Here is a 26,255-nt window from a genome sequence, read left to right on the forward strand (position 1 = left end):
TTTATTAGTATTAGATTCAATTATAGAGACGAATCCATCAGAAATAGTAAGAATGTCATATTCATTTTTACCTACAATAATAATTCCATCTTTATTTTTTTGTTTGTTTCTTCTATACATAAGATTGAAAACAAAAGAATATAAAATAAATAATTATATATTTTTATTAACTTTATGTTTACTAGTAATATTAACAGCAAGAAACATTTATAGCACAGATAGATTGGTACCAGATATTCGTGAAGATAATAAGATATTAGGTAAATACTTACATAATAAATTTCCTACGATTATAGGTGACCTATCTTACTTGTTTATTTCTGTAATAAGTAATGATAAATACAAGCAAGATAACTTATCAAATAAAATAGTTGATGAATCAATTTTAAACACAAAATCATCAAATAACACCTATCATAATATTGTTGTTATAATAGGAGAATCATCATTATCATCGCGTTACCATTCTTATGGATATGAGAAAAACACAACTCCAAATCTAGATAAAATGATTGATAATGGGATAGGTTGTATAGTCAATAATGTCCATTCATCTGCACCTATTACTAGAGATTCGATATCTATGTCATTATCATTTAACTCTCCAGAAAATGACGAAAAAATGTTTTCCAGAAAAACTATTATTGATATGGCAAAAGACTCCAATTACTCAACTTACTGGATTGGCTCTCAGTCTTTAAATGGTGTTTATTCTTCTAAATATGGCTATATAGCTAAAAAAAGCGATCATATCTTTCTAACACAAGAAGAAGATGACAAAATACCAAACATCTTAGAAAAAGAAATAAATAATAATAGTGAAAATAAATTTATAGTAATACATTTATTAGGTAGCCATCTTCCATATACAAACTACTATTATAATGATAAAAAAAACAATCCCGACATGGATGATTATGATTTAACAATATTAAAAACTGATGACATTATAAATAGAATTCAAAGTATAGTAGAAAATGCAGGCGATTATATTTTAGTTTATACATCTGACCATGGGGAAATTGTAAATAAAGGTCATGGATTTCGATATGGAAAAGATCAGTTCCTAATTCCACTATTTTTATTTACCAATCAAGACCAAAGTCTCTGTAAATATATTGATAAGTTCAGAAGTAATAATGGCTGGTTAAATGGAAATATGAATAAATATATCTTATCAGAATTTTTAGGATACAAAGTAGATGAAAAATACCTCATCAAAGCAATAGAGCAAGATAAAATTCTGAATGCTAATAGTGAAATTATGCAATTTAATCAAGTAGACTAATATTTGATGAGCCTATTAATATAGGCTCAAATCTTATTAATCTAATACATACACCCCTTTAGCGCTACCATAAGTACTATCAGTCATTTTCAGCTTTTTTCCATCACTAGATACTTGAAATTCCCAAAAAGCAGCCGCATGAACAGAGACTGCAATCTTAATATTTGCTAATGGGGGTACAAGAAAGCCTGTATATGTATTACCACTTCCATCCCTTTGAACATAAACGTACTTACCTAATATATTTTCATTTAATGTAATCTCTGTTACTGCAGATGCACCATTAAAATCCCCAACTTTTCGCCACTGCCGTCCTGTACCTTTGCGGTCATATCGACTATCAGATTCATTTTTAGTATAACTACTTCCCGCAGTCGCATAATTTCCTTTTGGCTGATACTTACCATCTGATTCTGACTTTGAATAGCTGTAACCAGAAGCTTGATAACTCCCTTTAGGTTGGTATTTACCGTCAGACTCTGCCTTTGTATACGATGCTCCTACTAGCGCATAATTGCCCGCTGGTTGGTAATTTCCTTTACCTTGATAACGTCCGTCACTTTCTGCTTTTGTGTAACTACTTCCAGCCGTTGCATAGCTCCCTTTAGCTTGATATCGGCCATCCGATTCAGTCTTCGTATATGAATTACCTGCTAATGCATAATTGCCTGCTGGTTGATAACTGCCTTTAGGCTGAAAAGCATCCGTAGAGGCTTTCTGGCTCATCACATGAACCGTTGACGTTCCCGTACCTTGAGTTACATTATTCTTATCAAACTTATTATTAAGCCCGCTATTGAGTGCTGAATTTGTCGCGTAATCGCCTGACGGTTGGTAACTTCCTTTAGCTTGATATCGTCCATCACTTTCCGTTTTGGTGTAACTATCTCCTTTATTGGCATAGCTCCCTGCTGGTGCATAATTACCCTTTGGTTGATATTTGGTATCGGTTTCTGCCTTTGAGTAGCTATAACCGGATGGAGTGTAATTACCTAACGGTTGAAAGCGTTTATCGGATTCTCCTTTTGAATATGCGCCCACATCGCTTGCTGTAGCATCCGCTTTTAACTCTGCCCATGCATTACCGGCAACCGGCTCAATATTGTTATTCTCAACTTTAGACTGCCAGACTTTATTTTTATGATACACAATAGCGCGTATCGCATACGGCTTACCCACTTCATCCCATTTTGGAAAACCAAATAGCTGAATTTCGCCAATCGCTCCCGTGATATCGTGAAATATCCCGTTCATTTTTTCACGTTCAATATCTTTCGCAGCTGGATCTGTGATTTGGTCACGCTCATAGTCGTAACCATAGCCTTGTGTATAAGATACTGAGCCGTCTGGTTGGATTTCTATGGGTATAGAAGCCTTATCCCCTTGTGTTGCAAAGGGGGTTTTAAAAATAGTTGTCATAGGAATTATGCTCCGAAATTACTGCCTAAGAAGTTTTTACGATGCTGACCAACGCCAAAGGCTTTTTTGGTCACAATGCGATATTTGACACCAACCCCCGAAGGGCGTGGCATTAAGTCGAAATTTTCGAGAAGAACACGTAGGCGTTCGTCAGGGTTGAAGTTAAAGACGTAATACATATAAGTCATGTCTAGCGGATCAAGGACAAAGACTTTACTGTCATCACGCCAAAAGAAACGTTTTAAAAATTCATTAATATTGGTGACCGTGGGGCTTTGTGTCAGATTAAAATAGCGCATTCGTACTAACATGCGTTTTTGATCAACAGTCAATGACAAGGTGTAATCTGCATTACGTCGGAAATTGGATTTAAAATTGGATTTCTTTTTACCAAACCCAAACCCAACTTTATTTTTATCGCTCGGTGGAATATCAATACCTAACGGTACATCCAGAATACGTGACCAAATCGACAACCCAAAATCATTCGCCGTATCGATATTAAACACATCTCGGTACCAGTTTTGCCAAAATGACACCATCGATTTTTCAAAATGAGAGGCTTTAAAACTTGCGAGTTTTTTAAGGTTTTCTGCATCTTCATATTGCCAGAGGATCGCTTTTAATAGGTCAGAATGAAACTCAAATTGTTGAACGTTCATACAATCACCACTTGCACAGCACCCCGTTGCAAACGTGCGATTTGATTAATGGCAATCGGAATTAACGCGACATTCCACACTTTTCCGTCCAGTGACAATTCAACTTTAGTGACAAATAAACGAGACTCAACCGTATTCACTGCAGATGCTATTTCAAAAGGAGAGACCTCACGTCCGACAATCAAACCGTTATCGCCGTCCAACTCTCCACGCGTCCATTGTTCTATGGCACTGGGAATAATAGTTTGCGCATCAACGGCTGATTTTTTAACTGTTACTCGACAAAAAACGGTGATCTCTTTAGGGCGTGAAAATTTTACTTTGTATTCTTGTTCGCTCACTGGCTCTACAACACCAATTTCAATCTCGCCATTAAAAGCAGATCCAATGGTTTTGGTTCTCAGCAATGATTTAGCAATTTCGTTACTATCGCCCCCTTCAACACAAACGTAAATACTGTGAGGCAACAGAGAGATTCCATCAATAGTGAGCACCGCATCAGTGTAGTTCTCTCGAAAAGAAAGGGAGTTAACCCCTTCTAACTCATGCAATGAAGAAATAATCGCTTCTGCAACACTGACAGTATTTTTAGCTAGTGTTTGTTTACGTCGTCGCCTTGCTTTGATATCAGATTCAGCATAACGGCCAACAACGGCATGAGTGGGATTATTGACTTTTTCCCAACCTAATACTGAACTGGCAACCGAATTAAGTTGGCCAGCACCGCATTCAACAGGACCATATTCAACCGCCCTCATATCCCCTGTTGCTTTGCCAGTATTATCAATAATCAAGGGTGAAATGGTTTCGAACATCACACCCACGACACTTGATGCAAGAGAGCCTTTAGGAATAATCGTGCTAGGTACACCACTAAACTCAACATTCGAAAGATAAGAGTGAGTCGCATTAATGCGTTGGCCACCCATGAGTGCCCATATTGCATCAAGAAAAACACCACCCGCAATATCGGGATTGATTTGATTTGCTAACTCGGCATTGTTTCTCACCATTGCATCACGGTTTTCAACTTCCATCGTCGCTAATGCCCCTTGTGGTGTTTCAGGGGCAAGGTTAATCGATTGACCAAACACCGCACGAAACTCGCTTTCGACTTCATCACGTATTGTGGCCGTATCGGGAAGAATAACGCCTTTATTATTGATATAACGATAATCAGCCATTCAGTGTAAACCCTCCGTATATCGTGCGAATTGTTGCTTGATACTTCAACGCCCCCTCTTCCACCGTAGCACTGAAATGAGTTACTTCTACGACTTCCTCAATTTCGCTCATACGTTGTCTGAATGCCGTTTCAAACATCGGGATATCAGTTTGACGACCAAAGGTTGTTGGCCAGAAAGGAATGCCTTTATCTTTTTTATGTAACATTTCACCACGCACGGCCTTGGCAAAATGCTGACAAAGGTTTTTAACTGCATCGTCTTTTTCGCTGAATTGAAGGTTTCCATCAGGACCGATAAAGAGATCATTATTTTTATCAATTGAAAATGTTCTCACAGAGGTGCTCCTGTATTCCCACGGCCGGCTTCAACACCACTATGTTGATGAGTAGAACCGATATCTTTTCCATTATGTTTCATCGTGCCACCTTGTGAATTGCTGTTACCGTTTACAGCGTGATTACCATTTACTATTACATTGCCAATAAATATCGTTTCAGTTGCCCTGATTTCATATCGGGGAGCTTTTAATTCAACTTTATCGTTATGCAAAGAGAAACAAACCGAACCATCCATTGACTGAATAACCAAGGCATCAATGTTCTTCCCATCTATCGCCCATCCTTTGATGGTGTCTGGGAAAAACATTGCGTCACTAAATGAATGGAGGCGTGCGGTATTAGGTTGATCCTCCAATCCTCCACGCTGAAATATCAGGCTAATGTCTCTGTCATTGGCTTTTATCCAACCGAAATCACCCGGCTTAATGGGTGCGCGAATAAAGAAACCACCTCCCCCAAATCTAAAAACGGGAATGTTGGCCAATGGTGCACGCCCGACCGTTCCCCCTTCCGTTGTTACCATCATCACCAGTGGTTTGATAACAGCACGATTAGTTTTATCGTCATAACTGACCACAATTGCAGGAAGCATGTCCTCTGTATTCATCATCAGATTACGAAATGCAGACGAGAGCGCACCTGCCAGCGAACCATCGCTAGCAATATCTGTATTGGGTTTATTCATGATTATGCTCGTTTACAGGTAGCCTGATAAAAGAAAGGATCATCATGTGAAGCAACATCGAATTTCAGTTGTTCAATGATATAGTCACCATTAAGTGTGGAATTGAATTTACTCTCGAGTCGTAGCATTCCCCCTAGTTCTGAAACACCATCAATTAAGTAGGTAACAGACAACCCTTTTTCGGTTGCCTTTGGGATCCCAACCATGCCTGATTTCATGCTTAGAATGCGCAAGCGCCCTTTTAAGGCTTGGTTATCATCTTTGACAAACAACGTATCATCATCGATAAAGGCTTTAACGTTTCCCGCTTCCTGCAATCGTTGTACTTGCTGTAATGCTGAACCGCAAAAATACCAATTAGCAATATTTTTATCGGTAGCTTGAAAGTCCAATCTAACCTTGCAATCCTTAGCCACCGATGAAGCAATCTCGCTCATCTTCTGCATGGCGCCACCACTGGAAGAAACAATATCACCTGAGCTGGCGTTATTGGTTTTAGCCTTAATGGTTAGAGTGACATCAGGAGGCGAGGCAATTTCTGCACTGACAATATCACCGGTAAAGATACGAAATAATCCTGTATTGACGCGCCCTACTTCAAGGTAAAGACGACGAGTTTGTTTGCTTTTATGATAAGGGCTGGTTTCAGTGAGAAGATAATCTCGAGTGTGGGCATTTAATCCATCAATGCTAATTGTGCATTCATTTTGTAAAGGATTGGCATACTTGGTGCCGTTGGCTTTAATATGCAATCCTTCATACCACTGCAGTCGTTCTGCAACTTCAATCCCCACCCGTATTCGTCGTAAGTCCATCATCACTCCAAATAATTAATGATTGGGTTCTATCAAATGATTCATACCAGGGCAGATCATCATTTTCTGTTATAAACGCTAAATTCGTGCCATTGGCCAGATAGCGATAAGGAATAATGGGTGCGTTTGCTACTGCGCGCATACCTATCGCAATAACCTCACTTTCTCGTTCAATATCGAGATACATCGCATGGCGACCGGCTTTTATTGTCAACGTCCAATTAACACCTTCCAAATTGACGGATAAGCGTTGGTTTGGAATAGCTTTTAAGGGTATGACTTTCATTAGAAGCTCCAATCCCCATCTGCGATACGTGTTGCGACCGAACCTTTTTTCTTAGTCTCAGTATCGGCGTCTTTTGTTTGCACATTTCCCCTATTTACTGTTGATGACTGTGCTGGTTTTTGTGTAGCTCGAGACGGTAAATCTCCGTATTCGGGTTCAACAGTTCGCCACTCAACAAACCGTAGCGACAGTTTTATTGCATCCATCATGTCGGGTATTTCATCATGATTAAACCCCGTTAATAACATCGGTTGATAGGTTTTAACTCGGGTTTGAATACCAACAAGTTTGTGTTCATCAAAAGCTTGTTGCATCGATGAAAAACTGTTTTTTATTTCCCCTGTTAGCACTAAATCCATGCCAATTTCGATGGGATTAATAATCACATGATCACTACGCGTTTCACCGCTTTCAACTTGAAACTGTGTCGCTTTATGCTCATCTCTGATGTTGACTTGAATCGGATTAACACTATCAAACAATGTAGAAAACGATTCTAAATCAAATATTTTGACCTCTGTGATCATTTTGCTACTCCCGTTGAGTTTTGCTGATTAAAATCGGCGAGTTGATATTGCAATGCATCCTTTACGCCCGATGCCATACCCTGCGCATCTGTGGCTTGAGTTTCAATTTTCAACTCTCCAATACTCAGGTTATTTTCATTCTTCACATTGGATTGATTACTAATAGCTTGGCTTGTAATCGGGTTCATTGCATTGTTGGCAATCGCATCTAATTGCGCATTGGCTTGAGCAATAGAGTGCCTAACCGGTGGCTGTTGTGTCGTTTGGCTTTCTTCTTGAGGCATGGCATATTCAATCTCACCATTATCATTGACTTTACGCTCTACGTTTTGATTGACAGTGATTTCTTCATCATCACCGAATCCGAAAAACTCTTTAGCGGATTTCCAGCCATTTTTAACTGCATCAAGTCCCGTATTTACCCAACCAATGATTTTTTTGACTTGCTCCCACATCCATTCAAACGCACTCACAACGGCATCACTGACTGTATTAAATACACCTGCAAAGGATTTACCCCAACCTGCAATGACTGAAATACAACTCAGCAAATACTTAACATAAGCTTTTAAGCCTGATGCCATTAGATCCCAACCGGCAACAACAATATCTGCCACAACACCAACGATAGCTTTTAGATATTCAAAGAGCTTTTTGAATGTTTCCCATAGTGCAAGAATAACGACTTTTAGCTGTGGATATTTGTCGAGAATACGCCCAATCATCGAATCATTACCGTCAATAAAGTTCATGATATCGTCATAAACAATCGCAAATGCCATAGCTAAAAGCGCAATAATGGCAATAATAGCGATAATAGGCCATGTTGCTGCAAGTGTTGCTGATGCAGCAGCTAACATAGGGGGAACGTAATACAGCGCTACAGCCAAACCAATGGCAGAGAAGAAGCCTATCAATAAGTTTTTATTTTCTTTGCAGAAAGAAATAAATTTAGTTAACCAATCTAGCCCCTTCGATAAAGCGGGGATCACCATTTCTAGAAAAGAATTTTTTAATACCCCCGATGTTTGCTGAAACTTAGACATGGCTGTATTGAATTTAATCGAACTTTCAATACTCTCTTTACTAATGCCTGAGTATTCTTTTTGAATACCCATTGTGCGCTCTAATTCTTTGCGCCCTTTCATCATTAACTCAATGGTTTTATCGTCCGATACCCCCATGCCTTCCAGTGTTTTCTTCGCTTTATCAAAGCTCATGCCTTGAACTTTGTCCGCTGTCTGAAGTACTTTTTCCATTGAGTCTTTAGTGTTGCCAAACGCATTGGCCATCGCGGATAAATCAGCCTGTGCGGACTCTCTAGAACCGCCTAATTCAGCCATTGCACCAGAAAATGCATCAACATCTACAGTTGCAACACCAATTTGTTTACCCAACTTATCCAGCGTTTCAATCTCTTGAGAACGAGAAACGGATTCGGCAAAAATACTGCCAATGCTCATTACAATACCAACAGCACCTAGTGCTTTTGTCGCAAACCCCGCAACCGAGCTTCCAGCTTCCTTGTATTTAGCCTCCGTTTCTGAAAGTTCTTTTTGTAAGTGATCCTGAGCCTTTGATTCCTCTTCAGTGGTTTTAATCCCTTTTGTACGTATAGTTTCAATAAATTGCGTATAGTCGGCATTTAATGCAGTAAGAATGGCCTCAATGGCTTTCTTTCCCTCCCTGTTCTTTTTTTCTGCATTAGTGAGTGTGCTTAACTCATTATTCAAAGCCAGTAATTCATCTTGCATCTGTTGATATTGAGCATTTAACGTTTCGGATGAAACACGGCTTTCATTTACGCCTTGTGATAGCTCACCACGTTGGATATCAAGCAAGCTCATTGATGACTTTAGTTCATCAATTTTAACGATGACTGAGGCGATTTTTTCTTGCGTATCACCCACCTCAACCTCGATATTTATCGGCTCCCCTGATGACAATTGTTCAATGCTGGCAATAATACTTTGAATAAAATCACTCACTAATTGCGAGTTGTCCGTCGCACTTTCTTTAATGCGATCTATCTCCGCAATCAGGCTGTCAGCAACTCCGGAAGTATCACTATTAACATGAATATCGACTGAGTTTGACGATAACTCTGTCAATTGTGCAGATAGATTTTGAATAAATTGAGTAAACCCATCAGCGCCCATCGTTGCCGATTGTTGCGCCTTTTTCATCTCAGCGATAATGTCATCGGTCGATTTACTCACTCGATTAAACGCATCATCGGCTTGGCGGGTATCGAATTCAAATACCTGAACAAAGGTATCTAGCAAGGCCATATGATTTATCCTTTCGATGAAGCCAGCGCTTCGTTATAACGGTTGGTAATGGCGATCTCCCACAAATCAAACGCCTCTTCTAAATCTATTGACGTTTTGAGTTCGGTGAGCGTGGCGAAACCGGCTGAGATGATGACGGCAAAGAAGCCATCAGCGTTTTTATAATCGACGGGAGTGAACCGGTGATTTTGTTGAGCAGGAATTGGAGGAAACCTTGGCTCCCGTCTTTGCCGAAAAAACTGGTGTTATACTTCAACATTTCCAGTTCTAGACGAATAAGAGCTTCACCATCGGGCACATGGTTATCAATTAAGGTGCTGGTTTTCAGATAAATCTCTTGTCCTTCTTTTTCGACAGCAACATACGCCATCATCTTTAGCATGGCTTCTTTACTAACTTCATAGTCGCCAATTTTAGGCGCATTCGATAAAGGATATTTAGCGAGAATTTCACGTCCAATCGTTGCCGGTAATCGGCTAATAATAAAAGTGTGCTCTTCACGATCAGCATCGGTGATCGTAATTTCTTTCGGTTTAATTAACATGATTAATATCCATAAAAAAAGGCGGAAGAACCGCCTAGAATTAACGTGCGCGAGTGCGATCGAAGTCTTGAAATACGAAGGTATACGCTTTGGATTTGTGTCGTCCTGCACTGGCAACAGAGCTACCACGACTACCATTGGTGATTTTTCCGTTGCGTGCCGTGGTTGTTGAGCCATCACCATACGAAGCGACCATAGTGATAATGTCACCGGCATGCCGTTGTCCGCGACGAGCGGTATTGGAGTCAAGCAAGATAGCGAGGTTTTCGTCTTCTTCACTACCGGCTAACACGTTAATGGTGACCGTTTGAGGTGTTGGCGTTGACCAACTGACAAGATTGCCATTAATATCCATTCCTGTTTGCGCAATGTCCACTGCAGGCAAATCTAATGGATCGGCATCATCAGCGAAGGCGGTAATTTGAATGCCGGCAGGAAAGGTTTTATGAGCCTGAATAACAATACTCAAGCCGGTTGCTGATACATCATGCATATTGTGTTCCTTACACTAAGTTGTGAGAGCCTTCGACTTTACGAACCCAGTCGCCCTTACCGTAAATTAATACATATTTCATCACGTACTCGGGTAAATCAGAGGGGCCTGTGTTTTCAACAATTTGAGCGTTGTACCAATAACCTTTGTTTTGTACATCGTGCCATGCCAAATCATCACCAGAAGCGTCTGTCACCGCGATTTTTTGCACATCGGTTAAAGTTTTACCCGCTAGAATAGTGCCGTTATTAATTGCCTTGGTTACTGCCCCAGCAATCACCATCATTGCACGTGCTTCACCGTCTTTATTGGCAGGTACTCCACGTGTGGCCATAAGTAAACTGAACCACTGTTGTGAGATATAGGCTTTTAACCATTGCTCATTAGCATGGACACTCATATCTAATGGGTTGGCAACACCACCACATAAGAAGCCACGTTGATAGAAACTGATATGCGAACCCGATACGGCCGTTTCTCCGTAATAATTCACCCGTAATTTATCTAAGCGATCGGCATCGATATCGGTCGTAATTTGAGACGGGAATGTGACACCAAATTGGCGATACATATAGTTTGTCGTCGCATTGGTTCGGTCATAATCCGTGGCGGACATAATGGCCATAGGTAACGCTTGAACAAAGAAGTTATCTGCTGTTTTTAGGTTTAAGCCCGTTGAAGCCGTACCCACCAACGCCCCGCTAAAATCTTCTGCATTTTGATTGGTCACAGACAGGTGCAATTGATACTTCACGTTTTCGCCTGCCACGTACTGCGCCAGCTCTACGGCATGCTCTAATGAGAGTTCCGTTAAAAACGTTGCACTACCAAAAGAGTCAGAAACAGCCTCAGAAGCAATAAAGGCTTGTAACGGGGTTTGCGCTGGATTACCGGCTGATGATGTGCCGTGGCTAATATTCATCGCATCAGCAAGCACCGATTGGCGTACACTAATATCCGCACGCTCTTGCACACCACCGCTAATGACAAAGGCACTATCCAGAGAATTAAACGTGACATAAGCGCTAGAAAACTGAGGTTCATTTTCTGCGTTTAATTTCGCTTGCACCGCTGTTGCAACATCCGCGTATGATGTGCTTTCAGTAAGATCAATTCCTGTGATTGTTTTTGTCACTTTTCCGATAGTGATATTAAGTTCACCGTCATTAATTAATTTTAAATCAGCTAAATCGCCTGTCTTTTCGCCAAACAAGGTAGGCGCTCGACCAACAGGCTCATAAGAGGCAATTTGCAGTTCTTTCGGCTTGCTTGCGGGTGCTGGGCTGACATAGCTGAAATATTGACGCGCAAAATGTGCCTCGGGGGAGTCAGTACCCAATAAGTCATCCACTTGGCCACTGGCAAATTCAAGCACTTTACCAGCAGGGATTTTAGGGTTAGTTGAAAAAATACGAGCCGTGAGCTTACGCATCGGTACAGCAGACGCGCCAATCACCGCACTCGCGATATCGACATAGCGAGTTTGTTTGATAGACATAACGTTCCTTAAATACGATAAATATCGGGATACAACGCACTCACGGCGTCTGTATCAGGATGAAGTGTGCGATTAAATGTCACATTGAAATCAAATGAGGGGTTTTGTTCGTAGTTGCCCTGGTCATTCAGAAAATAAGGCGTTCGAATACCGGTTGCCCGCTGAACGCCAATGCCTTGTTTGCGGAGAGCTTCAACAAAGGGCAATGAATTGGCGATCATTCTGACAATCGCGGTAATATCACTCGCTGAATAATGGCCTAACTGGGTAATGAAAGCTTGAACTTGGTACGTATTTTCGGATAACTGGTTTTCTTGGTGATTGGCTTTATTGCCTTGAACATTATATTTTCGGCTCTGCCAACCGTGACCGTTTTCATTGATGGGAAAAAACATCACCATGTTATCTTCACGGCCTTGCTTGGTAGATTGGAAACCGGCTTTAACGGGGATCCCAATGCCGACTTCTTTTAACTGCAACAAGAGTTGTTTGCGAATAGCAACATCAACCTCATAATCCGTCATAAGTACCCGCCTCGATACAGATCACCGATTTCCAGCCATCTTGTTCGTACCAGTCTGCATCACCCACCACATCATATTTTCGACCATTGAATACAAGAAAATCAGGAGATGTACCTCGTTGCACAGCTTTAATATCATGAGAGGTATATAAGCGCCGGTACACTTGGCTCGTATCTAATCCCATTGATTGAACATCTTGGGTATCGACCGCCTGCCAACTTCCGCGAACTTCTACGGGATCGTAATAGTAATTCTGGTCATTCCCTCTATCATCAGGTCCACGTTCCTTGAATCGAAACCAGAGCACCTTTTGCTGGGGAATATAACGTGAAGCAATACGATTTAAGTTACCAAACATTATTTATCCTCCACTGCGAAACTAACCGCTTGAAGCATTTGACCTGTATCGACTAACGGCTTATCCGTGGCTTTGCCTTTGCTATGTCGACGAGCTCTTGCTTTGACCGTTGAATCATCGAGTGCCGGTGTTGTGACTGCTTTTATTGCCATTTTCACATCGCCCGCAACCGTCGCACCGATTTGTGTCAGCCCGTTATCCAGTGTGATGTTGCCCTTAATAGAGGCTTTCACAGCACGAAAAATTAACTGACTATAATCCTGCTTTTTATCATTCATTGTCGGTCGTAAAAATGGGCGAGGAGGAATGCCACCAGCGGGATAGCCCAACTCTTGAATAGAAGCAATATAAGCAATAGGTGTTCCATCGGGGTACTTTGAATGCTCAAAGAAACCAACACTTAATCGCTTTTTAGCCAATTCATCGTAAACCGCTTTTAATTGCGCTAATTTAGTCATTAACGTAACCGCCCTCCTCGTGTAAATCGCCCACCTACACCACGAAATGCTGAACGCTCACCGCCACCACCAAAATATTGAGGGACGCTACAACGTTTGATCAGTGCAAGAAATTGCTGACCAAATGTGGTCATTTTGAACCAGTGCGACCAGTCCGAACCGGCAGGCGGTGCAGAATATGACACGCTCACTTTATCGATAGTCACACTCGTCACCACACCGGTAGGTGACTCATCATCAGCAATCATTTTTCTGAGTGTTAGCATGTGTGCAACAACGAGCATCCACAGCTCGTTAGTGCAAACACCCTTATATACAGAGAAATAGTTCAACGCAGATTGAGCAATGATAAATATTTCATCATCACACACACCGTTAAACTGCGGATAGAGCACACGAAATGACGTTAAAGGAAATGTGCTCGTCTCCATGATCACTTACCTTTTTTGTTGGTTTTAGGAACGTCTAACTTTTCAGCTTCTAACGATTCAGGAGTGTCAGGGGCTGATTGGTCGCTAGCTTCCATATCAGTGGCAACTTTTTCGGGATCTTCTTTGCGAGGCTCAACGGCAATAAAGCCATTCTCACAATGAAGATTAAAAACGTGATTTTCTTTGAGCTGTTTATATTGTTCATCAGTAATTTCTGTTACACGGCCACGCGGTGTGTACATGTGTTTAGTCATCACATTAGCTTGACCCGCAATAAACACTTTCCCATCTCTCACGGTGTAGTTCTGGTCATTCGATAAGGTGCAATAGGCATAAAGAGGCATGGAGTGCTCTCCTGTTATTTGGATATAAAAAAGCCCTCAAATGAGGGCGCAAAAAGAGAAGTGGTGAGATTAGATACCGGTTAAGCGTGTCACCGCCCACGGACGAGTTACAAACACACCCGCTGTCGCATTGGTCGCATCTTCCATATACCCTTTAATTTGGTTGAGTGAACCTAATAACTGGTATTTCACAGGCACGACTTGCAGGATCACCGCACTGGTTGCCGTTGAACCATCATCAATACTATCTGCGAACATATAGGCCACATCAGCCCCACCATTTGCGCCTGCAAATTCAGGAGAGAAAACTAGACGCATATTCGGATAGTTTTCTTTTATCCATTGATAAACTGTCTCCCCTCGCGCGACTGGATTAGCCACATTCAGTGCAGAACGAAAACCTAACGGTAATGTTAAAGTGATTGGCGTATCATCCTTGATAATACCGCCAGAGCTGATTTCAATGCGCGAGAACATATCGGTTATATCAGCAGTAATATCCGCGAATGTTCCCCCTTTCCATTTACCTTTAGCGGTTTCATAGGCTGGCAAGTTAGGCTCATTCATTAAACCAAAGACGCGCGTTTCAGGGCTATTAAACCCGTAGTAACCCACTCGCTCACGCCCTTGCTCTAATGATTCAGTCACTGAATTGCGCTTTTCTTCCATCGCAACAAAACCTGCAGACGATTGGCGCGCTTCTTCTAATTTCCCCACTTGGAAACCTAATTCGAAACGAACAAGACCACGGCGCTCTTGGTCTTGCGCATAAGACGCTAATGGTACATTGGTATGATCACCATAAAGTTCGGCTTTACCGGTTGGTGTCGCCACATTCAGAATGATTTCTTCATCATGCCACTCGCCCGCATTAACAATACCTGTGATTTCATCTAACACACGCACGCGCGTAGCAGTACGAATGACACCCGGTAAAACGTGTTGCAACATTTCGCGTTGAATTAAGCCCCCCTGCATTGCACCACCGCTGATCGCGGAGTCCATCGCAGAAAAACCACCAAAGCCGATTTGCGCTAATTCCCCGTATGTCCATTTCTGATCAGGGTTAATATTTAGTTGGCCATGTTTTTTGACATCACGACCAGACATGTGAAACTTAATTTTACTGACTGGCATTATTCACCTTCCTTTGGAGATGCTGGATATGGGATTTCTGTTAAACGAATAATGCCCAAGTGAGCACTTTCTGTTGACTCAAGGTGTCGGCTGATAAAACCAATGACACGATCACCTGCACTAATGGTGGCTTTCGAAGATAGCGAACCGTCTGCTTCATCAAAAACAACCGGTGCGTTGATTTTTCCTGCCACTTCTTTTAGTTCAACGAAAACCTCCCCCATTGTCAGGAATTCACCTTGCGTACCGTTACGAGCGAATGCTTCTTCGATACGATAGGCTTTAGGGTTAATCATGATCCCCGCAAATGCCCCTTTTCCCCCAACTTGAACAGATTCCACGGAATCATCTTTGTAGGTATAGGCGCGACCGAAAATATTCAGCTTTTCATCTGCTGAACTGAGAATGGCGGAAACAGCGCGAATAGGACCTGCATGACTAATTTCACCAACAACGCCAGAAATTAAGCCGTTTGCTACTGATTTAGGAATTGCCATTATTTAGCTCCCCATTTATCCATAATTGATTTATTGCTCACTGCAGAGTCCATTGTTGAGCTGGGCTTTTGGGAGTCAGGCACACGCCCTTGCATCCAAGCATCAAGAGCAATGGCTTCTGTGCCTTTACTGCATTGAATACCCAGTTTTTCAACACCGTACTCGGCAACTTGTTGTTGAGTCATGGCTGAGTGGTCAAACACACCAATAAATGGCGTTAATTTATGCGCTAACGAATCACGCGCACCGATTTGTTTGAGTAACTCCCCCGTATCCATTGCGGGTTTGGCTTTTTCTAATCGCTTAATTTTACGTTTTAGCGATGCCATTTCATCCATTGCGGTCATGCTACGATTTAAGCGTTTTAAACGACGATGAAGGCCATCGGTAGTGGCTTGGTCAAGATGCTCTTTGGCTTCTTCAATCGCTTCGACAGCTTCTTCAATGGCGACCTCGGCTTTCTCGACTGCTTCAGGTTCGCCAGATTCAGCCTCTTCTGTGGCAATTTCGGCTTTTTCCACTGCTTCTTCTGCTTTCTGCTCTTCGTCAGGATCAGAATCAGTTGAAGGTTTTTTCTCTTCTTCTGGATCATTATCTGTTGCAGGTTGAGTGCTGGTGATGACTTCCTTGATAATGGCTTTTAACGCTTCCAATTGCTCGGGCGTAAAGGCACCTTCATCAGTGGTTGGTTTGTCTTTGTTTTCATCTTCAGGATTCATGCGAATAAGTTCCTTTGTGTCTATGGTAATAACAAGATGGTCTTGTACAGCAACATCAGCGCCAGTGCGCCCTTCATCAACTAACGCAAGATGGTTGGCTCTAATATGCCGTTGTATGGCGTCATAACGTTCACCGTTAAATTCGCCTGGTGTGAAATCGTAAACACAGCGATAACCCGGAGATAATTCAATTTTTCCTCCTTCAATTTGGTTAAGCGCTGAATTAGACAGGATTTTGATATTGCCTCTGAGGTAGGGGTATTCAAAATAAACTTGCTCCCCGATGACCCCTTGTATCCCTTTTGTCTCTGCAGGCGTGCCGTCTTTCCCTAACATTTCATGCTCATCAACAAAGGGCTTTAATTTGAACGAATTAATTGTCTCTGTGCTGGCCAGTTCTTCTTGTGGGCGATACACCTTGTAAATTTTTTCGGGTATCGGTGCGCCAATTTCAAACCCTAAATAATCAAAAACCCCAACTTTAGAGATGGGGTTATCTTTCACTTCCAGCCAGCCGTTTAAATCATATTGTCGTTTGGTCATGTCTCCTCACCGAAATCTATTACGGGTGTCCAGAAGCACTTACAGTTTGGTAATTGTCCGGGCAAGCCACGCTCACCTGTCCGTTCATCAATCACAGGTGGGTTATCTAAATCAAACACTTCACCATCCAGACGCAGATGTAATTCACGCGGTTCGGCACTACCAGCCGAGTGATGCCAAACTGCCTTACGAATACCGGCAGATTTCATACGCTCATAATTCACTGCAGTCGTGATTTTTCGTGTTTGATCAACAGCGATAAAATTCGCCCTTTTTTCAGTCACACTGCCTGTATGCCTAATTTCCTCTAATAGCGTCTTTGCACCTTCACCACCTTGGCTAATAGAACGTAATGCAACACTTTCAATACGTTGATGAAATTGCAGTGGAATAGATTTAATTAACGATACGTTTTCAGCTGTAGAGGCAATAATTTTATCTTTCAAGGCTTCGGGCATGGCTGGGGTTTTGATGGTGATCCCCCCTGACAACTGTTTGAGAGAATCATCTAAATTACGCTTTGCGCCTATATCGACTTGGGAAACAAATTTATCCGCAATCTCTGTGGATTTTTGTTTAAAAATCTTATCCCATTTGCGTTTTAGCCGGTTAAGCCAGATGCGTGTTTGACTGGCAAAACTGGCATCCATCGTAAAACCGTCAAAGTCGTCATTTAATTCACTAAACACTTTTTCATAGTCTTTAATCATTGCATTAATGAGTCGTGACATGTCACCTTGATAACGACTAGCTGGGGCGACTGAATACTGCAGGGGCTTCCCTTTCATTACTGCTTGGCGAGAGGTTGCCCATTGTGCTCGCTTCGTTCGTACTCGTATTCGCCTCGACATAATCTGCCTCGTTCACTTCAATGCCGTAATAGCTAGACGCTTTATTGCTGGCCAGTTTTTTACGGATATCTAACCCATCTATCGCACCAGTCGAAGCCAGTGCCACATCGGTCTGCGCTTCTTTCAGTTCAATATCCGCACTCTCAACAGCCGTCGGGCTATCAAGTGGAGCCCATGTGATAGAGATTTCTGTCACAGGTAAACCATCGCTACGCATTAGCATGTCGTAATGGCGCTGCAATAGCTCTTCAAGGTCGTTTGATTGGATACTTTCAAGCTCTTCGCGGTAATTGGCTTCTTCGTATTCACCCGTTGAATTAAAGCCTTTCGGGGTAGTACCTAGCAGTTTTGTTGCTGGTACATTTGAAGCCGATGCCACCAGCTGATATTGCGTCATAATCGTAGCGTCTAAATCCGCTAATGAGGTGTCGAACTGTTGAACCGTATCTTCACTGCCCGTCATTTGCACACCATAGTTATCGCGCATCTCCATAAAATAAAGCATATTTTCGCGAATAATATCCTTATCAGCGCTTTCTGGATCTGCAATCCCCATCGTAAGCAAACGCTTAGTCATTGCCAGTTGTGGTGCTTCATTGGCGGTACGTTCTGAAGCGTAGACACGCTCATAAATACGTTCTGGCACTGATACGCCAAAGTAGTTGTACATTGGCTTAAGCACGTTAGGTACAGGAAACGGCACAAACTTAATAAAGTGAGACTTGTGATACTTACGCCCACCAATCACATAATAGGTCGGCTCGTAGAAACCCATGCTGGCAGGATCTTGAACATTGGAATCCGTTAAATCGGCCGTTACCCATTGTGGATCAATCTGTTTAATACCTTTATACATCCCTTTAGTCACACCATCGATATTAAACGGGTTTTCGTACCACTCTTTCGGGTTTGATGTCTCCACAACGAATAATGCTAAGCGACCGCCGTATACTCTCCCAAAATGAACCAGCTCTTTCAGTTGGTGTGTAATACGGTATTTTTTATCACGTTTACGGAGCTTTTTACTGATAGCGCGATCATCATCGTTATCACAATCAATATCGTAGCCTTGGCGAATTGCATCACGCGCGGGCATATTGCAGGCTTTATCCACCAGCCAGTGTTTAGCGATAACCGCACACATATTGTTGCCGATAAACATTTGTGAGGCATACCATGAGGCCTGTGACTCAGGCACACCGTAAACCTGCTCACCTTTAAATGAGGGCACATAGCTATCAATGCTATCCATCGCAACACCTGCAATTGTGGGTTGGGGTAAATTAATCCCATCAAAGCCCTGTTCTCGCGCCAGCGCAGGATATAAGTCAGTTGTGAATGCTGACCGTTTAACCGGTGCGAGTGGTTCTGTTTTTCGCCTCTTAAACGGCCACCACATAGTTCATCTCCTAGTTGTGAAGAAACTACCTTTTTTCTTCTGATATAAATCGCGTAATGCTTGAGTCATGGCATCTACTGTGTCGTCATTGCTAGAGAACGGAAATGTAGTGATCTCTTCTACTGTTTCAACAATCCAAGGTGCAATGCTTTTGTGTGGTAGCCACACGTTGCCAGCTTCCCACTCAGCAGTACACGCATGAGCGCGAGCAACCTTGCTACCATCTGGCTCGACGGGAATTAACCCTGATACGGTTGATTTGAGAGAGTCGATTACAGCAGGGCCATTGGCTTTGTCTTCCACCAGCTTACGTCGTCCCTCAGGGAATTTTTCAGCTAACCATTTCACCGACTTTAAGGTTTCAGTAAAGCTCATGCGTTTTCGAATTTGATACAGTAAATAAGCATTTGCATCTTTCTTACCCCATACCTGCCCCACCACATAGTCAGTACCGTCACTGTCTTTAAAGGTCATATCCCAACTATGGATAACCTTATCGAATTTTTCAGGTAGGTCTTTCGGTAGATAGTACTGAGCAAATTCTTCGTGGAAGATTTGACCATCCCCCGGCTTAGGTGATTGTTGGTACATAGCAGACCAGAAGTAATCACCAAGGATTGCTTTTGTCTCAAGGAGTTTGTCAATTGGGTGTAACTCTGGTACCAGTGCTTCCCCTCGTTCATTGATTGCAGGGAATGCAAGCACCTTGGTTTCAGGCGCTTTTTCTTTTAATTGACCAGACAAATCATCAGTTGCCCATCGAGTGGCCATGATAATTTCACCGCTATTTTTTGATAAACGGGTCTTAAAGGTCGAAACGTACCAGTTCCAAATTGATTTTTTAACAGTTGGGCTAAGTGCCTCTTTCGAGTTCTTTATCGGGTCATCAATAATGCCGAGGTCAACTTTCTTACCCGTTAATGGGCCACCTACCCCGGCACAAACATAACTGCCTTTGTGATTAGCGATACCGAACTCGTCAGAATTACGTTTAACTGCAATGCCGTTTTCAGGCTTATTGCCTAACCAACTTTTAGGAAATAGCACGCGATATTCATCGGACATCATAATGCGCTGAACATCGGTATTCATATCACCGGCTAAATCTGAGGAATAAGACAGCGCACCCACACGCATGTTAGGGTATTTTCCAAAGAAATAAGCGGGAAGATAGCGAGAAACAATATCAGACTTACCATGTTGTGGCGGTGCCCCTAATATTAATTTAGGGCGCTTACCTGCCATCATATCAATCAAGAACTGGTCGAGCGCATCACATACCGTCTGAGAAAAATGGCTTGTGATGTATTCAGGGTTTATATACTGAATAAATTCGTGCAAACTACGTCTAGCTATCTCTCTCCTGACTTCTTCATCAAACAAGTCGAAATTGACATCCATAGAGATACCTAAAGTGACAAAAATAACCCTTTCATGCCGTAATTGGCACGAAATGATTTTCATGTTTTTGATAACAATTGATTAACAATAAAACGGCATTAAAACAGAAAGAAGATTGTTACTTTTAGCAGTTTTGGTTGTGTTTTTAGTTGAGTTCAAAAGTGAAGGGGCGCATTAGAACCATTATGTTAAATAGAACTACTTTTCACCCTTTTTTCTCAATTGAAGAAGTTGCTCGAAGCTTAAGTGACTTAAATCTATTCCTGTTGTTTGAATAGGACCACCATCGACACCCGTTAATTCCGTCTTGTTCTTTAGCATACCTAAATGCTGTGCAACCATCTTAAGCGCTTCATCTTGATTACGAGTGATAACCTCGACACCAAACTTACCTTCTTTCACTCCTGCAAATACTCGACGAGCTGGCCCTGTTAAATCACGCGTATCATGAAAGTACGCACGACCAATACCGGCACCGTTACAACGAGGGCAATCAGGATTTGGATCTAATGTTTCATCGTAACCGTAACCGCCCACATCTTGTGGAGGAGGTTTCTTTGCTACGACTGCTTTTTTAGTAGCGTCTTCAAACTCTATCGAATCACGCCACTGGTAATTGAAACCAAAGCCCCAACAATGACGGCAACATAAGCGTCGATATTCGGTCAGCTCGTTAACGTCTGCCGTTGCGATATCCCACCATATTTTTAATACGGCATCTTGGGTTATCTCTGTTCTGCGTTCCCGTTCGGCTAATGCGTCAGTGATTGCTCTTGAAACCTTAGCATTTCTTAGCATGCGAGTAGCATTTACATAAGCTGTATTTCCTTCGCCTTTATAACCGGCTCGCTTATATGCTCCTGTTCGATTTAAGTCGATAAGGTATTCACTAACAAATTTAATCTGTTGTTCAGTTAGCCCGTAATTGCGCAGACTAAAGGTGTTTTCATCATCATGCGCATTACTTGATCCATTACTCTGCGCAGTGGGTATATCACTATTGCACATTGGCTCTTTTGCGCATTCTTTTTTCTGCGCAGTGCGCAATTTCTTGTGCGCAGTTTTTTGCGCATTCTGCGCACTGGATATTTTGATATATCGTCGGGCTGTTGCGTAGTTTAGTTCCTTTAGTTCGCACCACTCTTTAGGGGATATTCCTGTTATAGCATGTTCGGCGAGGAACTGTTGTTGTAGCATCCCCCAATCCGGTTTTGCCATTGTGTTTATCTCCTTAGCCTATTAAAAAGCCCATTCGTTAAAATAGGCTTTGTGATTGACTCTTATGAATTGTACTCGTCTCTCCGGTTGTCACGCCCTTTCTTCTACCTACAGCTGACGTTGCTGATAATGACCGAAAAATAACAAAATGACGGTATTCATTGTTTTTGACTCTCACTATGCGCTATCTGCTGAGAATAAAACAGGTTATGGCTAACATAGGAGACAGCGACAACGCTACGCCTTCTTCTATTGGCACGAAATAAAAATAGCAGTATGATTAATGAGTATTTATTTTTTGCTTAAATTCAGCCACCCTGTGAAATCAAACTCACAGGTTTATTTTTATATTGTGCTGTTTATTTAAGTGGGAGATAAATAGGAATAATCAATCTGGTATATATACCTATTTAAGCTATACTAAGTAGTTATCGCTACACTTTAATTGATATCTTGTTAGTATTGCCCAGCCTCCCATGCTGGGCTTTTTTTATTCCATGCATTCTTGTTTGATATAATCCTGCAACCCTTTAATCATCTGTTCTGACTCTGCAATTCGCTCTCTGAGTAACCAATAATTTCTGATAGCGGTGTCAGTAGGTCGGGCGGTGGTTGCATCATCCATGCTGGCGGTGGAAGTGGTGGTGCTTTTTGGACACTCAGCTTTGATGTACACCCTGTCAGGATTACGCTCAGCACTAACGCGCAACCTATCAATTTCAGCTTTTGCATTTGTGAGTTCCGTCGTGTGTTTTGTATCAAGCTCGTTTAATTTGGTAATGCGAGCTTGGTATTTTTCGTTGATTTTAACTTGTTCTGATAACTGAGCGGTTAGTTCACTATTTGAGGCTTTCAGTTTATCTATCCTATTCCCTTGCCAAGTCATACCGACGCTCATCATCAAAATAACGCCCACGGACACTATTGTTTCGCCTAGATTCATAGCAACAACCAAGCATCTTCAAAGACTTTCTGACTGTATGGTTGGTACCCAAGCTCGACACCAACAATGGCCGTAGCCAATGCGATAGCAACTTCTTTTTTGCTTACTGATACACAATCTTCCGTGCTTACATTCAATTCTTTCGCGACTCGCTGAATGTAACCCTCGGTATTATTTTCTTTTGGTGGGGCGTAGCGATTAATAATTTCACGGATAGAACATAATCCGTATTTCTTTTCGTAGGTTCGCATCAATACATAAATTGCACGAATACCGTACTCTGTAGATACAAATTGGCAGAAGTCTTTATCTGTTTGCTGTGCTGATAGTCCTTGCCAAGGTTCTCCGTGTCGAAGATTGCCTGGATTGTTATTACGCTCACCGCGTGCTGGTCTAGTCATCTTTAACTCCAAACTTAGCCTTTACTATTTTGACAGCGCCCTCAAAAAGTGCGTATAGTTTCTTTGTCCCTAAAAATCCAATTACAACACCACAGAATTCCGCCAATAATGCCCACGAACTAGCATCACCACTACGTGATAGCCACCAATCAATAAACCGAATAGTTCCAACACTAAGCAAGCCACACATAACGGCCTCACCTAAGGAACGCTTCCATTGAGAACCAGCCTGTCTTTCTCTGATGTATGCAATTGTTGTAGCAATAGTAAATCCACCTAAGAGTGGGAGGACCGATTGTAACCAGCGTAAAATCTGCTCCCATTCGAATTTTTCTGGCATACGTTTCATACCCACCTCCCCATAGGAGGAATTTAGTTAATAGAACGCCGACTCACAGCTCTTATGTGAACGTGATAACGAGGGTAATTGCTCTGTGGTCGGCATATACAAAAAAAGTCGCACTAGACAACTTATTGAAATAGATGGCTGGTTTAGTTCAGCCAGACTGTTACGCGCTACCATAACCTTATAGCAAGGAATTCAGTTGTTCGGAATAACCGAATATGTGAACTATCCGTAAATTCCGGAGAGTTGAGCCTGTAAGACTTACTTACGAATTGATGCTTTTATTTCTTGCTCTGTTTGTTCAAAACGCTCTTTCTCAAGTTCAACCCCAAGAACTCGACGATTTAACTTTAATGCGGACTTTTGTGTTGCACCTGATCCCATAAAGAAATCAGCAACCAGATCACCTTCGCGACTGCTTGAGCGAATAATGTGTTCCATCATTTCAGCTGGTTTTTCACAAGGATGTTTACCTGCGTAATATTGCACAGGTGGATACGTCCACACATCGGTGTAAGGAACATCAACGGTGACAGAAAAAGGACGGCGCAATAATTGATATTGTTCAGCAAGCTCCTGGTACTCTCGACTAAGAGAAGCCTGCACCTTTATCAAATCAGTATGATCACGATTTAAAGGATTACTACTAAACTTTTCACTTGCTACGCGATGAAACAGCTCCTGCAGTTTTTTGTAGTCAGACTCACTCGGTAGTTGCCATTGGCTGTAACTAAACCAGTGTGAAGCCATTTGTTTACCTGTGGCCTGTTTTATTTCTTTTGCTGTTATTCCTAACGATTCACGTGCAGATTTAAAATACTCAATTAAAGGCTTAAATACATTTTCTTTAAGCGCTTTGCATTGCTGAAGATAAGCACTACTTTTACCCTTGTATGGGCTTTGATAATGTTCAGCAAATAAAATTCTTTCCGTGCTTGGAAAGAAACTGCGTAAATCAGCTTTACATGTCCTGCGCCAAGGCCCTGATGGTTTAGCCCATACAATGTGACTTAGAATATTAAATCTTTCACGAACGAGTAATTCTGTATCTGACGCTAGTTTCGAACCGCAAAAGATATAAAGGCTACCGTTAGGCTTTAATACTCGCCAAAATTCCGCAAGCATTTCATCAAGCCAAGATAAATATGATGTTACGTTTTCCCACTGATTATCCCAACTACAAGACTTCACCTGAAAGTAAGGCGGGTCAGTTGCGATTAAGTCAATACAATTATCGGGAAGTGTTTTTATATAGCTGAGTGAGTCATCATTGACTAAATTTACACTGTTTAAATTCACAGTATTTTTCATAGATCAGGAGAACCTTTTTTGATAAGCTCACTATGCTTTGTGCACATAAGCAGTGGGCTTTAGTTTGTCCGTGATCTACCAGAACGGGTGAATGACTGTAAAGGTGCTACCAACACTTTTACAGTCGCCCATTTTCACAGTATTAGATATTTTGAAATGTGTTTTCTTTGATGTTTTCTTTGATTAGCCCCGCCATCGCCAACTGAGTTAATATCAATTGACAACGTGGCTCAGTTAAATAAGTAAACTGTGCAACTTCGCCAACAGTTACCTCTTTCGTATGCGGAACAACTTCAAAAACAAGTCTTGCCTCTTCTGTCATATCACTATGTTTTAACATGATATTTTAATACCTTTGGTCAGTTATTGGTCGCGAACACACATGTAACTCTGAACAAAGTAAACAGCAAGTCTTATCTGTTTTAGATACAAAAAAACCCAGCGCTTAGGCTGGGTTAGTTGGTCACTGTATAAAAACGGCAACTTATACTTAAATAGTGGATCATTGGCTCAAAGAAGTCAACACGTTCTTGCTATTATTTTTACTTTTCCACTCTTTTTCTCGTTTTTTAAATGCATCTTTTAAATGTGGGTAAATTAAATATTCGGCTGAATTAATTATGTCCTCAATTTCTCTTCGGCATGTAGACATCGAGGGTTTTCTATATTCTACCGTTCTATTGCGCCTAATCATTTGTCGCGGTTTTGCTATATTGTGGTAATAACGAGCAATAGCGCGATCTGAACTACCGAAGGCATAACGCAGTAACAAGAGCGTAAACGCTATTCTGTCTATGTGATAAATTTTATCGACCACTTTAGCAATCAACATTCCGTCATCGTCATTACACATTTCTCGCTCAGGATAATCACGCCTTTCTACTGTCGCCATAAATTCAGCAATAATACTGCTTTGCCTTTTTTCTATCCTCCCTGAATATACCCATGCTCCAAATTTTGATAACCAAGGCTGGATCCATGCAACCTGATCATCATCAAGTTTTAACCCATCTGATATGCTCTTTATACTCGACATGCTCGTAGCTCCATTACTTCTTGCTTAGTCTGTTCTAATAACTCAATCTCGCTACCATGAATTTCTTGCCATGATTTAGGTGATGCATGAAAGCCGGTTTCATAACACGCCCTATGATGTGGCGGACACAGTGGTAAAACATCTGTATGACTTGCTCGTTGTGCCATTCCCTGCCCTGTTCTAACATGATGTATTTCCGCTCTACTTGCCCCAAGCCCCATATTGCGACAACAAATACAACCCAGTTCTGCTACATCTGATAGCCACTGTCTTTCTTCTTTGGTCTTTGATTTGATCATTGGTCT

At 41.8% G+C, this 26,255-nt stretch carries 32 protein-coding genes; 1 reads left to right on the plus strand and 31 read right to left on the minus strand.

Features of this window, described 5'->3' with window-relative positions; all coding sequences use genetic code 11:
• The first annotated feature begins 52 nt into the window (after positions 1-52).
• Complete coding sequence (locus GWI68_RS13650; RefSeq protein WP_166540642.1) at positions 53-1,288, plus strand: phosphoethanolamine transferase; 1,236 nt, start codon at positions 53-55, stop codon at positions 1,286-1,288.
• A 36-nt stretch (positions 1,289-1,324) separates the two neighbouring features.
• Here GWI68_RS13650 and GWI68_RS13655 read toward each other — a convergent pair whose 3' ends face one another.
• The 31 genes from GWI68_RS13655 to GWI68_RS13805 all read right to left on the minus strand — a co-directional run bounded on the left by GWI68_RS13655 (position 1,325) and on the right by GWI68_RS13805 (position 26,249).
• A complete protein-coding gene (locus GWI68_RS13655) occupies positions 1,325-2,707 on the minus strand; it encodes a hypothetical protein (RefSeq protein WP_166540643.1) in 1,383 nt (460 codons plus the stop codon).
• Between the two features lie 5 nt (positions 2,708-2,712).
• Positions 2,713-3,369 carry a DUF2612 domain-containing protein gene (locus GWI68_RS13660; protein ID WP_166540644.1) on the minus strand — a complete coding sequence of 219 codons (657 nt, stop codon included), beginning with the start codon at positions 3,367-3,369 and terminating at the stop codon, positions 2,713-2,715.
• Positions 3,366-4,553: a baseplate J/gp47 family protein gene (locus GWI68_RS13665; RefSeq protein WP_166540645.1), complete on the minus strand. Its 1,188-nt coding sequence runs from the start codon at positions 4,551-4,553 to the stop codon at positions 3,366-3,368. Before GWI68_RS13665 ends, GWI68_RS13660 begins: the two co-directional genes overlap by 4 nt.
• Positions 4,546-4,890 carry a hypothetical protein gene (locus tag GWI68_RS13670; protein WP_166540646.1) on the minus strand — a complete coding sequence of 115 codons (345 nt, stop codon included), beginning with the start codon at positions 4,888-4,890 and terminating at the stop codon, positions 4,546-4,548. Before GWI68_RS13670 ends, GWI68_RS13665 begins: the two co-directional genes overlap by 8 nt.
• Complete coding sequence (locus tag GWI68_RS13675; RefSeq protein WP_166540647.1) at positions 4,887-5,579, minus strand: Gp138 family membrane-puncturing spike protein; 693 nt, start codon at positions 5,577-5,579, stop codon at positions 4,887-4,889. Before GWI68_RS13675 ends, GWI68_RS13670 begins: the two co-directional genes overlap by 4 nt.
• Positions 5,580-5,581: 2 nt before the next feature.
• A complete protein-coding gene (locus tag GWI68_RS13680; protein ID WP_166540648.1) occupies positions 5,582-6,397 on the minus strand; it encodes a hypothetical protein in 816 nt (271 codons plus the stop codon).
• A complete protein-coding gene (locus tag GWI68_RS13685) occupies positions 6,363-6,680 on the minus strand; it encodes a hypothetical protein (RefSeq protein ID WP_166540649.1) in 318 nt (105 codons plus the stop codon). The genes GWI68_RS13680 and GWI68_RS13685 overlap by 35 nt, the downstream gene beginning before the upstream one ends.
• The gene (locus GWI68_RS13690) at positions 6,680-7,207 is read right to left on the minus strand and encodes a phage baseplate protein (RefSeq protein ID WP_166540650.1); all 528 of its coding nucleotides are present in this window, start codon (positions 7,205-7,207) and stop codon (positions 6,680-6,682) included. Before GWI68_RS13690 ends, GWI68_RS13685 begins: the two co-directional genes overlap by 1 nt.
• Positions 7,204-9,498, minus strand: a complete 2,295-nt coding sequence (locus GWI68_RS13695) for a hypothetical protein (protein WP_166540651.1) — start codon at positions 9,496-9,498, stop codon at positions 7,204-7,206. The genes GWI68_RS13690 and GWI68_RS13695 overlap by 4 nt, the downstream gene beginning before the upstream one ends.
• Positions 9,499-9,583: 85 nt before the next feature.
• Entirely contained in the window at positions 9,584-10,042 is a 459-nt protein-coding gene (locus GWI68_RS13700; RefSeq protein ID WP_004250588.1) for a hypothetical protein, read from the minus strand.
• A 40-nt stretch (positions 10,043-10,082) separates the two neighbouring features.
• The gene (locus GWI68_RS13705; RefSeq protein WP_109397949.1) at positions 10,083-10,535 is read right to left on the minus strand and encodes a hypothetical protein; all 453 of its coding nucleotides are present in this window, start codon (positions 10,533-10,535) and stop codon (positions 10,083-10,085) included.
• A gap of 10 nt (positions 10,536-10,545) precedes the next feature.
• Positions 10,546-12,033: a DUF3383 domain-containing protein gene (locus GWI68_RS13710; protein ID WP_166540652.1), complete on the minus strand. Its 1,488-nt coding sequence runs from the start codon at positions 12,031-12,033 to the stop codon at positions 10,546-10,548.
• Positions 12,034-12,041: 8 nt separating this feature from the next.
• Positions 12,042-12,557 carry a hypothetical protein gene (locus GWI68_RS13715; RefSeq protein ID WP_166540653.1) on the minus strand — a complete coding sequence of 172 codons (516 nt, stop codon included), beginning with the start codon at positions 12,555-12,557 and terminating at the stop codon, positions 12,042-12,044.
• Positions 12,544-12,915: a hypothetical protein gene (locus GWI68_RS13720; protein ID WP_166540654.1), complete on the minus strand. Its 372-nt coding sequence runs from the start codon at positions 12,913-12,915 to the stop codon at positions 12,544-12,546. The genes GWI68_RS13715 and GWI68_RS13720 overlap by 14 nt, the downstream gene beginning before the upstream one ends.
• Positions 12,915-13,373, minus strand: a complete 459-nt coding sequence (locus GWI68_RS13725) for a hypothetical protein (RefSeq protein ID WP_166540655.1) — start codon at positions 13,371-13,373, stop codon at positions 12,915-12,917. Before GWI68_RS13725 ends, GWI68_RS13720 begins: the two co-directional genes overlap by 1 nt.
• Positions 13,373-13,804: a DUF4054 domain-containing protein gene (locus GWI68_RS13730; RefSeq protein ID WP_166540656.1), complete on the minus strand. Its 432-nt coding sequence runs from the start codon at positions 13,802-13,804 to the stop codon at positions 13,373-13,375. Before GWI68_RS13730 ends, GWI68_RS13725 begins: the two co-directional genes overlap by 1 nt.
• Before the next feature lie 2 nt (positions 13,805-13,806).
• Entirely contained in the window at positions 13,807-14,148 is a 342-nt protein-coding gene (locus GWI68_RS13735; protein ID WP_166540657.1) for a hypothetical protein, read from the minus strand.
• Between the two features lie 69 nt (positions 14,149-14,217).
• The gene (locus GWI68_RS13740; RefSeq protein WP_166540658.1) at positions 14,218-15,285 is read right to left on the minus strand and encodes a major capsid family protein; all 1,068 of its coding nucleotides are present in this window, start codon (positions 15,283-15,285) and stop codon (positions 14,218-14,220) included.
• On the minus strand, positions 15,285-15,782 hold the full coding sequence (locus tag GWI68_RS13745; protein WP_049209851.1) for a hypothetical protein: 498 nt from the start codon (positions 15,780-15,782) through the stop codon (positions 15,285-15,287). Before GWI68_RS13745 ends, GWI68_RS13740 begins: the two co-directional genes overlap by 1 nt.
• Positions 15,782-17,044 carry a DUF2213 domain-containing protein gene (locus GWI68_RS13750; RefSeq protein WP_166540659.1) on the minus strand — a complete coding sequence of 421 codons (1,263 nt, stop codon included), beginning with the start codon at positions 17,042-17,044 and terminating at the stop codon, positions 15,782-15,784. The genes GWI68_RS13745 and GWI68_RS13750 overlap by 1 nt, the downstream gene beginning before the upstream one ends.
• Positions 17,041-17,754: a phage minor head protein gene (locus GWI68_RS13755; RefSeq protein ID WP_087741162.1), complete on the minus strand. Its 714-nt coding sequence runs from the start codon at positions 17,752-17,754 to the stop codon at positions 17,041-17,043. The genes GWI68_RS13750 and GWI68_RS13755 overlap by 4 nt, the downstream gene beginning before the upstream one ends.
• Before the next feature lie 37 nt (positions 17,755-17,791).
• Entirely contained in the window at positions 17,792-19,294 is a 1,503-nt protein-coding gene (locus GWI68_RS13760) for a DUF1073 domain-containing protein (protein WP_166540660.1), read from the minus strand.
• Between the two features lie 3 nt (positions 19,295-19,297).
• Positions 19,298-20,695, minus strand: a complete 1,398-nt coding sequence (gene terL / locus GWI68_RS13765; RefSeq protein WP_129765354.1) for a phage terminase large subunit — start codon at positions 20,693-20,695, stop codon at positions 19,298-19,300.
• A gap of 198 nt (positions 20,696-20,893) precedes the next feature.
• Positions 20,894-21,913, minus strand: coding sequence for a terminase small subunit (locus GWI68_RS13770; protein WP_166540661.1), 1,020 nt, complete (start codon positions 21,911-21,913; stop codon positions 20,894-20,896).
• Between the two features lie 490 nt (positions 21,914-22,403).
• Complete coding sequence (locus GWI68_RS13775; protein WP_243733393.1) at positions 22,404-22,799, minus strand: lysis protein; 396 nt, start codon at positions 22,797-22,799, stop codon at positions 22,404-22,406.
• Positions 22,800-22,852: 53 nt separating this feature from the next.
• Positions 22,853-23,257 (minus strand): hypothetical protein, encoded by a 405-nt coding sequence (locus GWI68_RS13780; protein ID WP_060961280.1) that lies wholly within the window; start codon positions 23,255-23,257, stop codon positions 22,853-22,855.
• Positions 23,250-23,606, minus strand: coding sequence for a phage holin family protein (locus tag GWI68_RS13785; protein ID WP_223878670.1), 357 nt, complete (start codon positions 23,604-23,606; stop codon positions 23,250-23,252). The genes GWI68_RS13780 and GWI68_RS13785 overlap by 8 nt, the downstream gene beginning before the upstream one ends.
• A gap of 258 nt (positions 23,607-23,864) precedes the next feature.
• Entirely contained in the window at positions 23,865-24,914 is a 1,050-nt protein-coding gene (locus GWI68_RS13790; protein WP_208105201.1) for a site-specific DNA-methyltransferase, read from the minus strand.
• A 142-nt stretch (positions 24,915-25,056) separates the two neighbouring features.
• Positions 25,057-25,254: a hypothetical protein gene (locus GWI68_RS13795; RefSeq protein ID WP_004250554.1), complete on the minus strand. Its 198-nt coding sequence runs from the start codon at positions 25,252-25,254 to the stop codon at positions 25,057-25,059.
• Positions 25,255-25,416: 162 nt separating this feature from the next.
• Positions 25,417-25,950 (minus strand): antiterminator Q family protein, encoded by a 534-nt coding sequence (locus tag GWI68_RS13800; protein WP_049211165.1) that lies wholly within the window; start codon positions 25,948-25,950, stop codon positions 25,417-25,419.
• Positions 25,938-26,249, minus strand: coding sequence for a Ref family recombination enhancement nuclease (locus GWI68_RS13805; RefSeq protein ID WP_049211163.1), 312 nt, complete (start codon positions 26,247-26,249; stop codon positions 25,938-25,940). Before GWI68_RS13805 ends, GWI68_RS13800 begins: the two co-directional genes overlap by 13 nt.
• Positions 26,250-26,255: the final 6 nt, after the last annotated feature.

The organism is Proteus sp. G2669, assembly GCF_009915245.1.
Taxonomy (GTDB): domain Bacteria; phylum Pseudomonadota; class Gammaproteobacteria; order Enterobacterales; family Enterobacteriaceae; genus Proteus.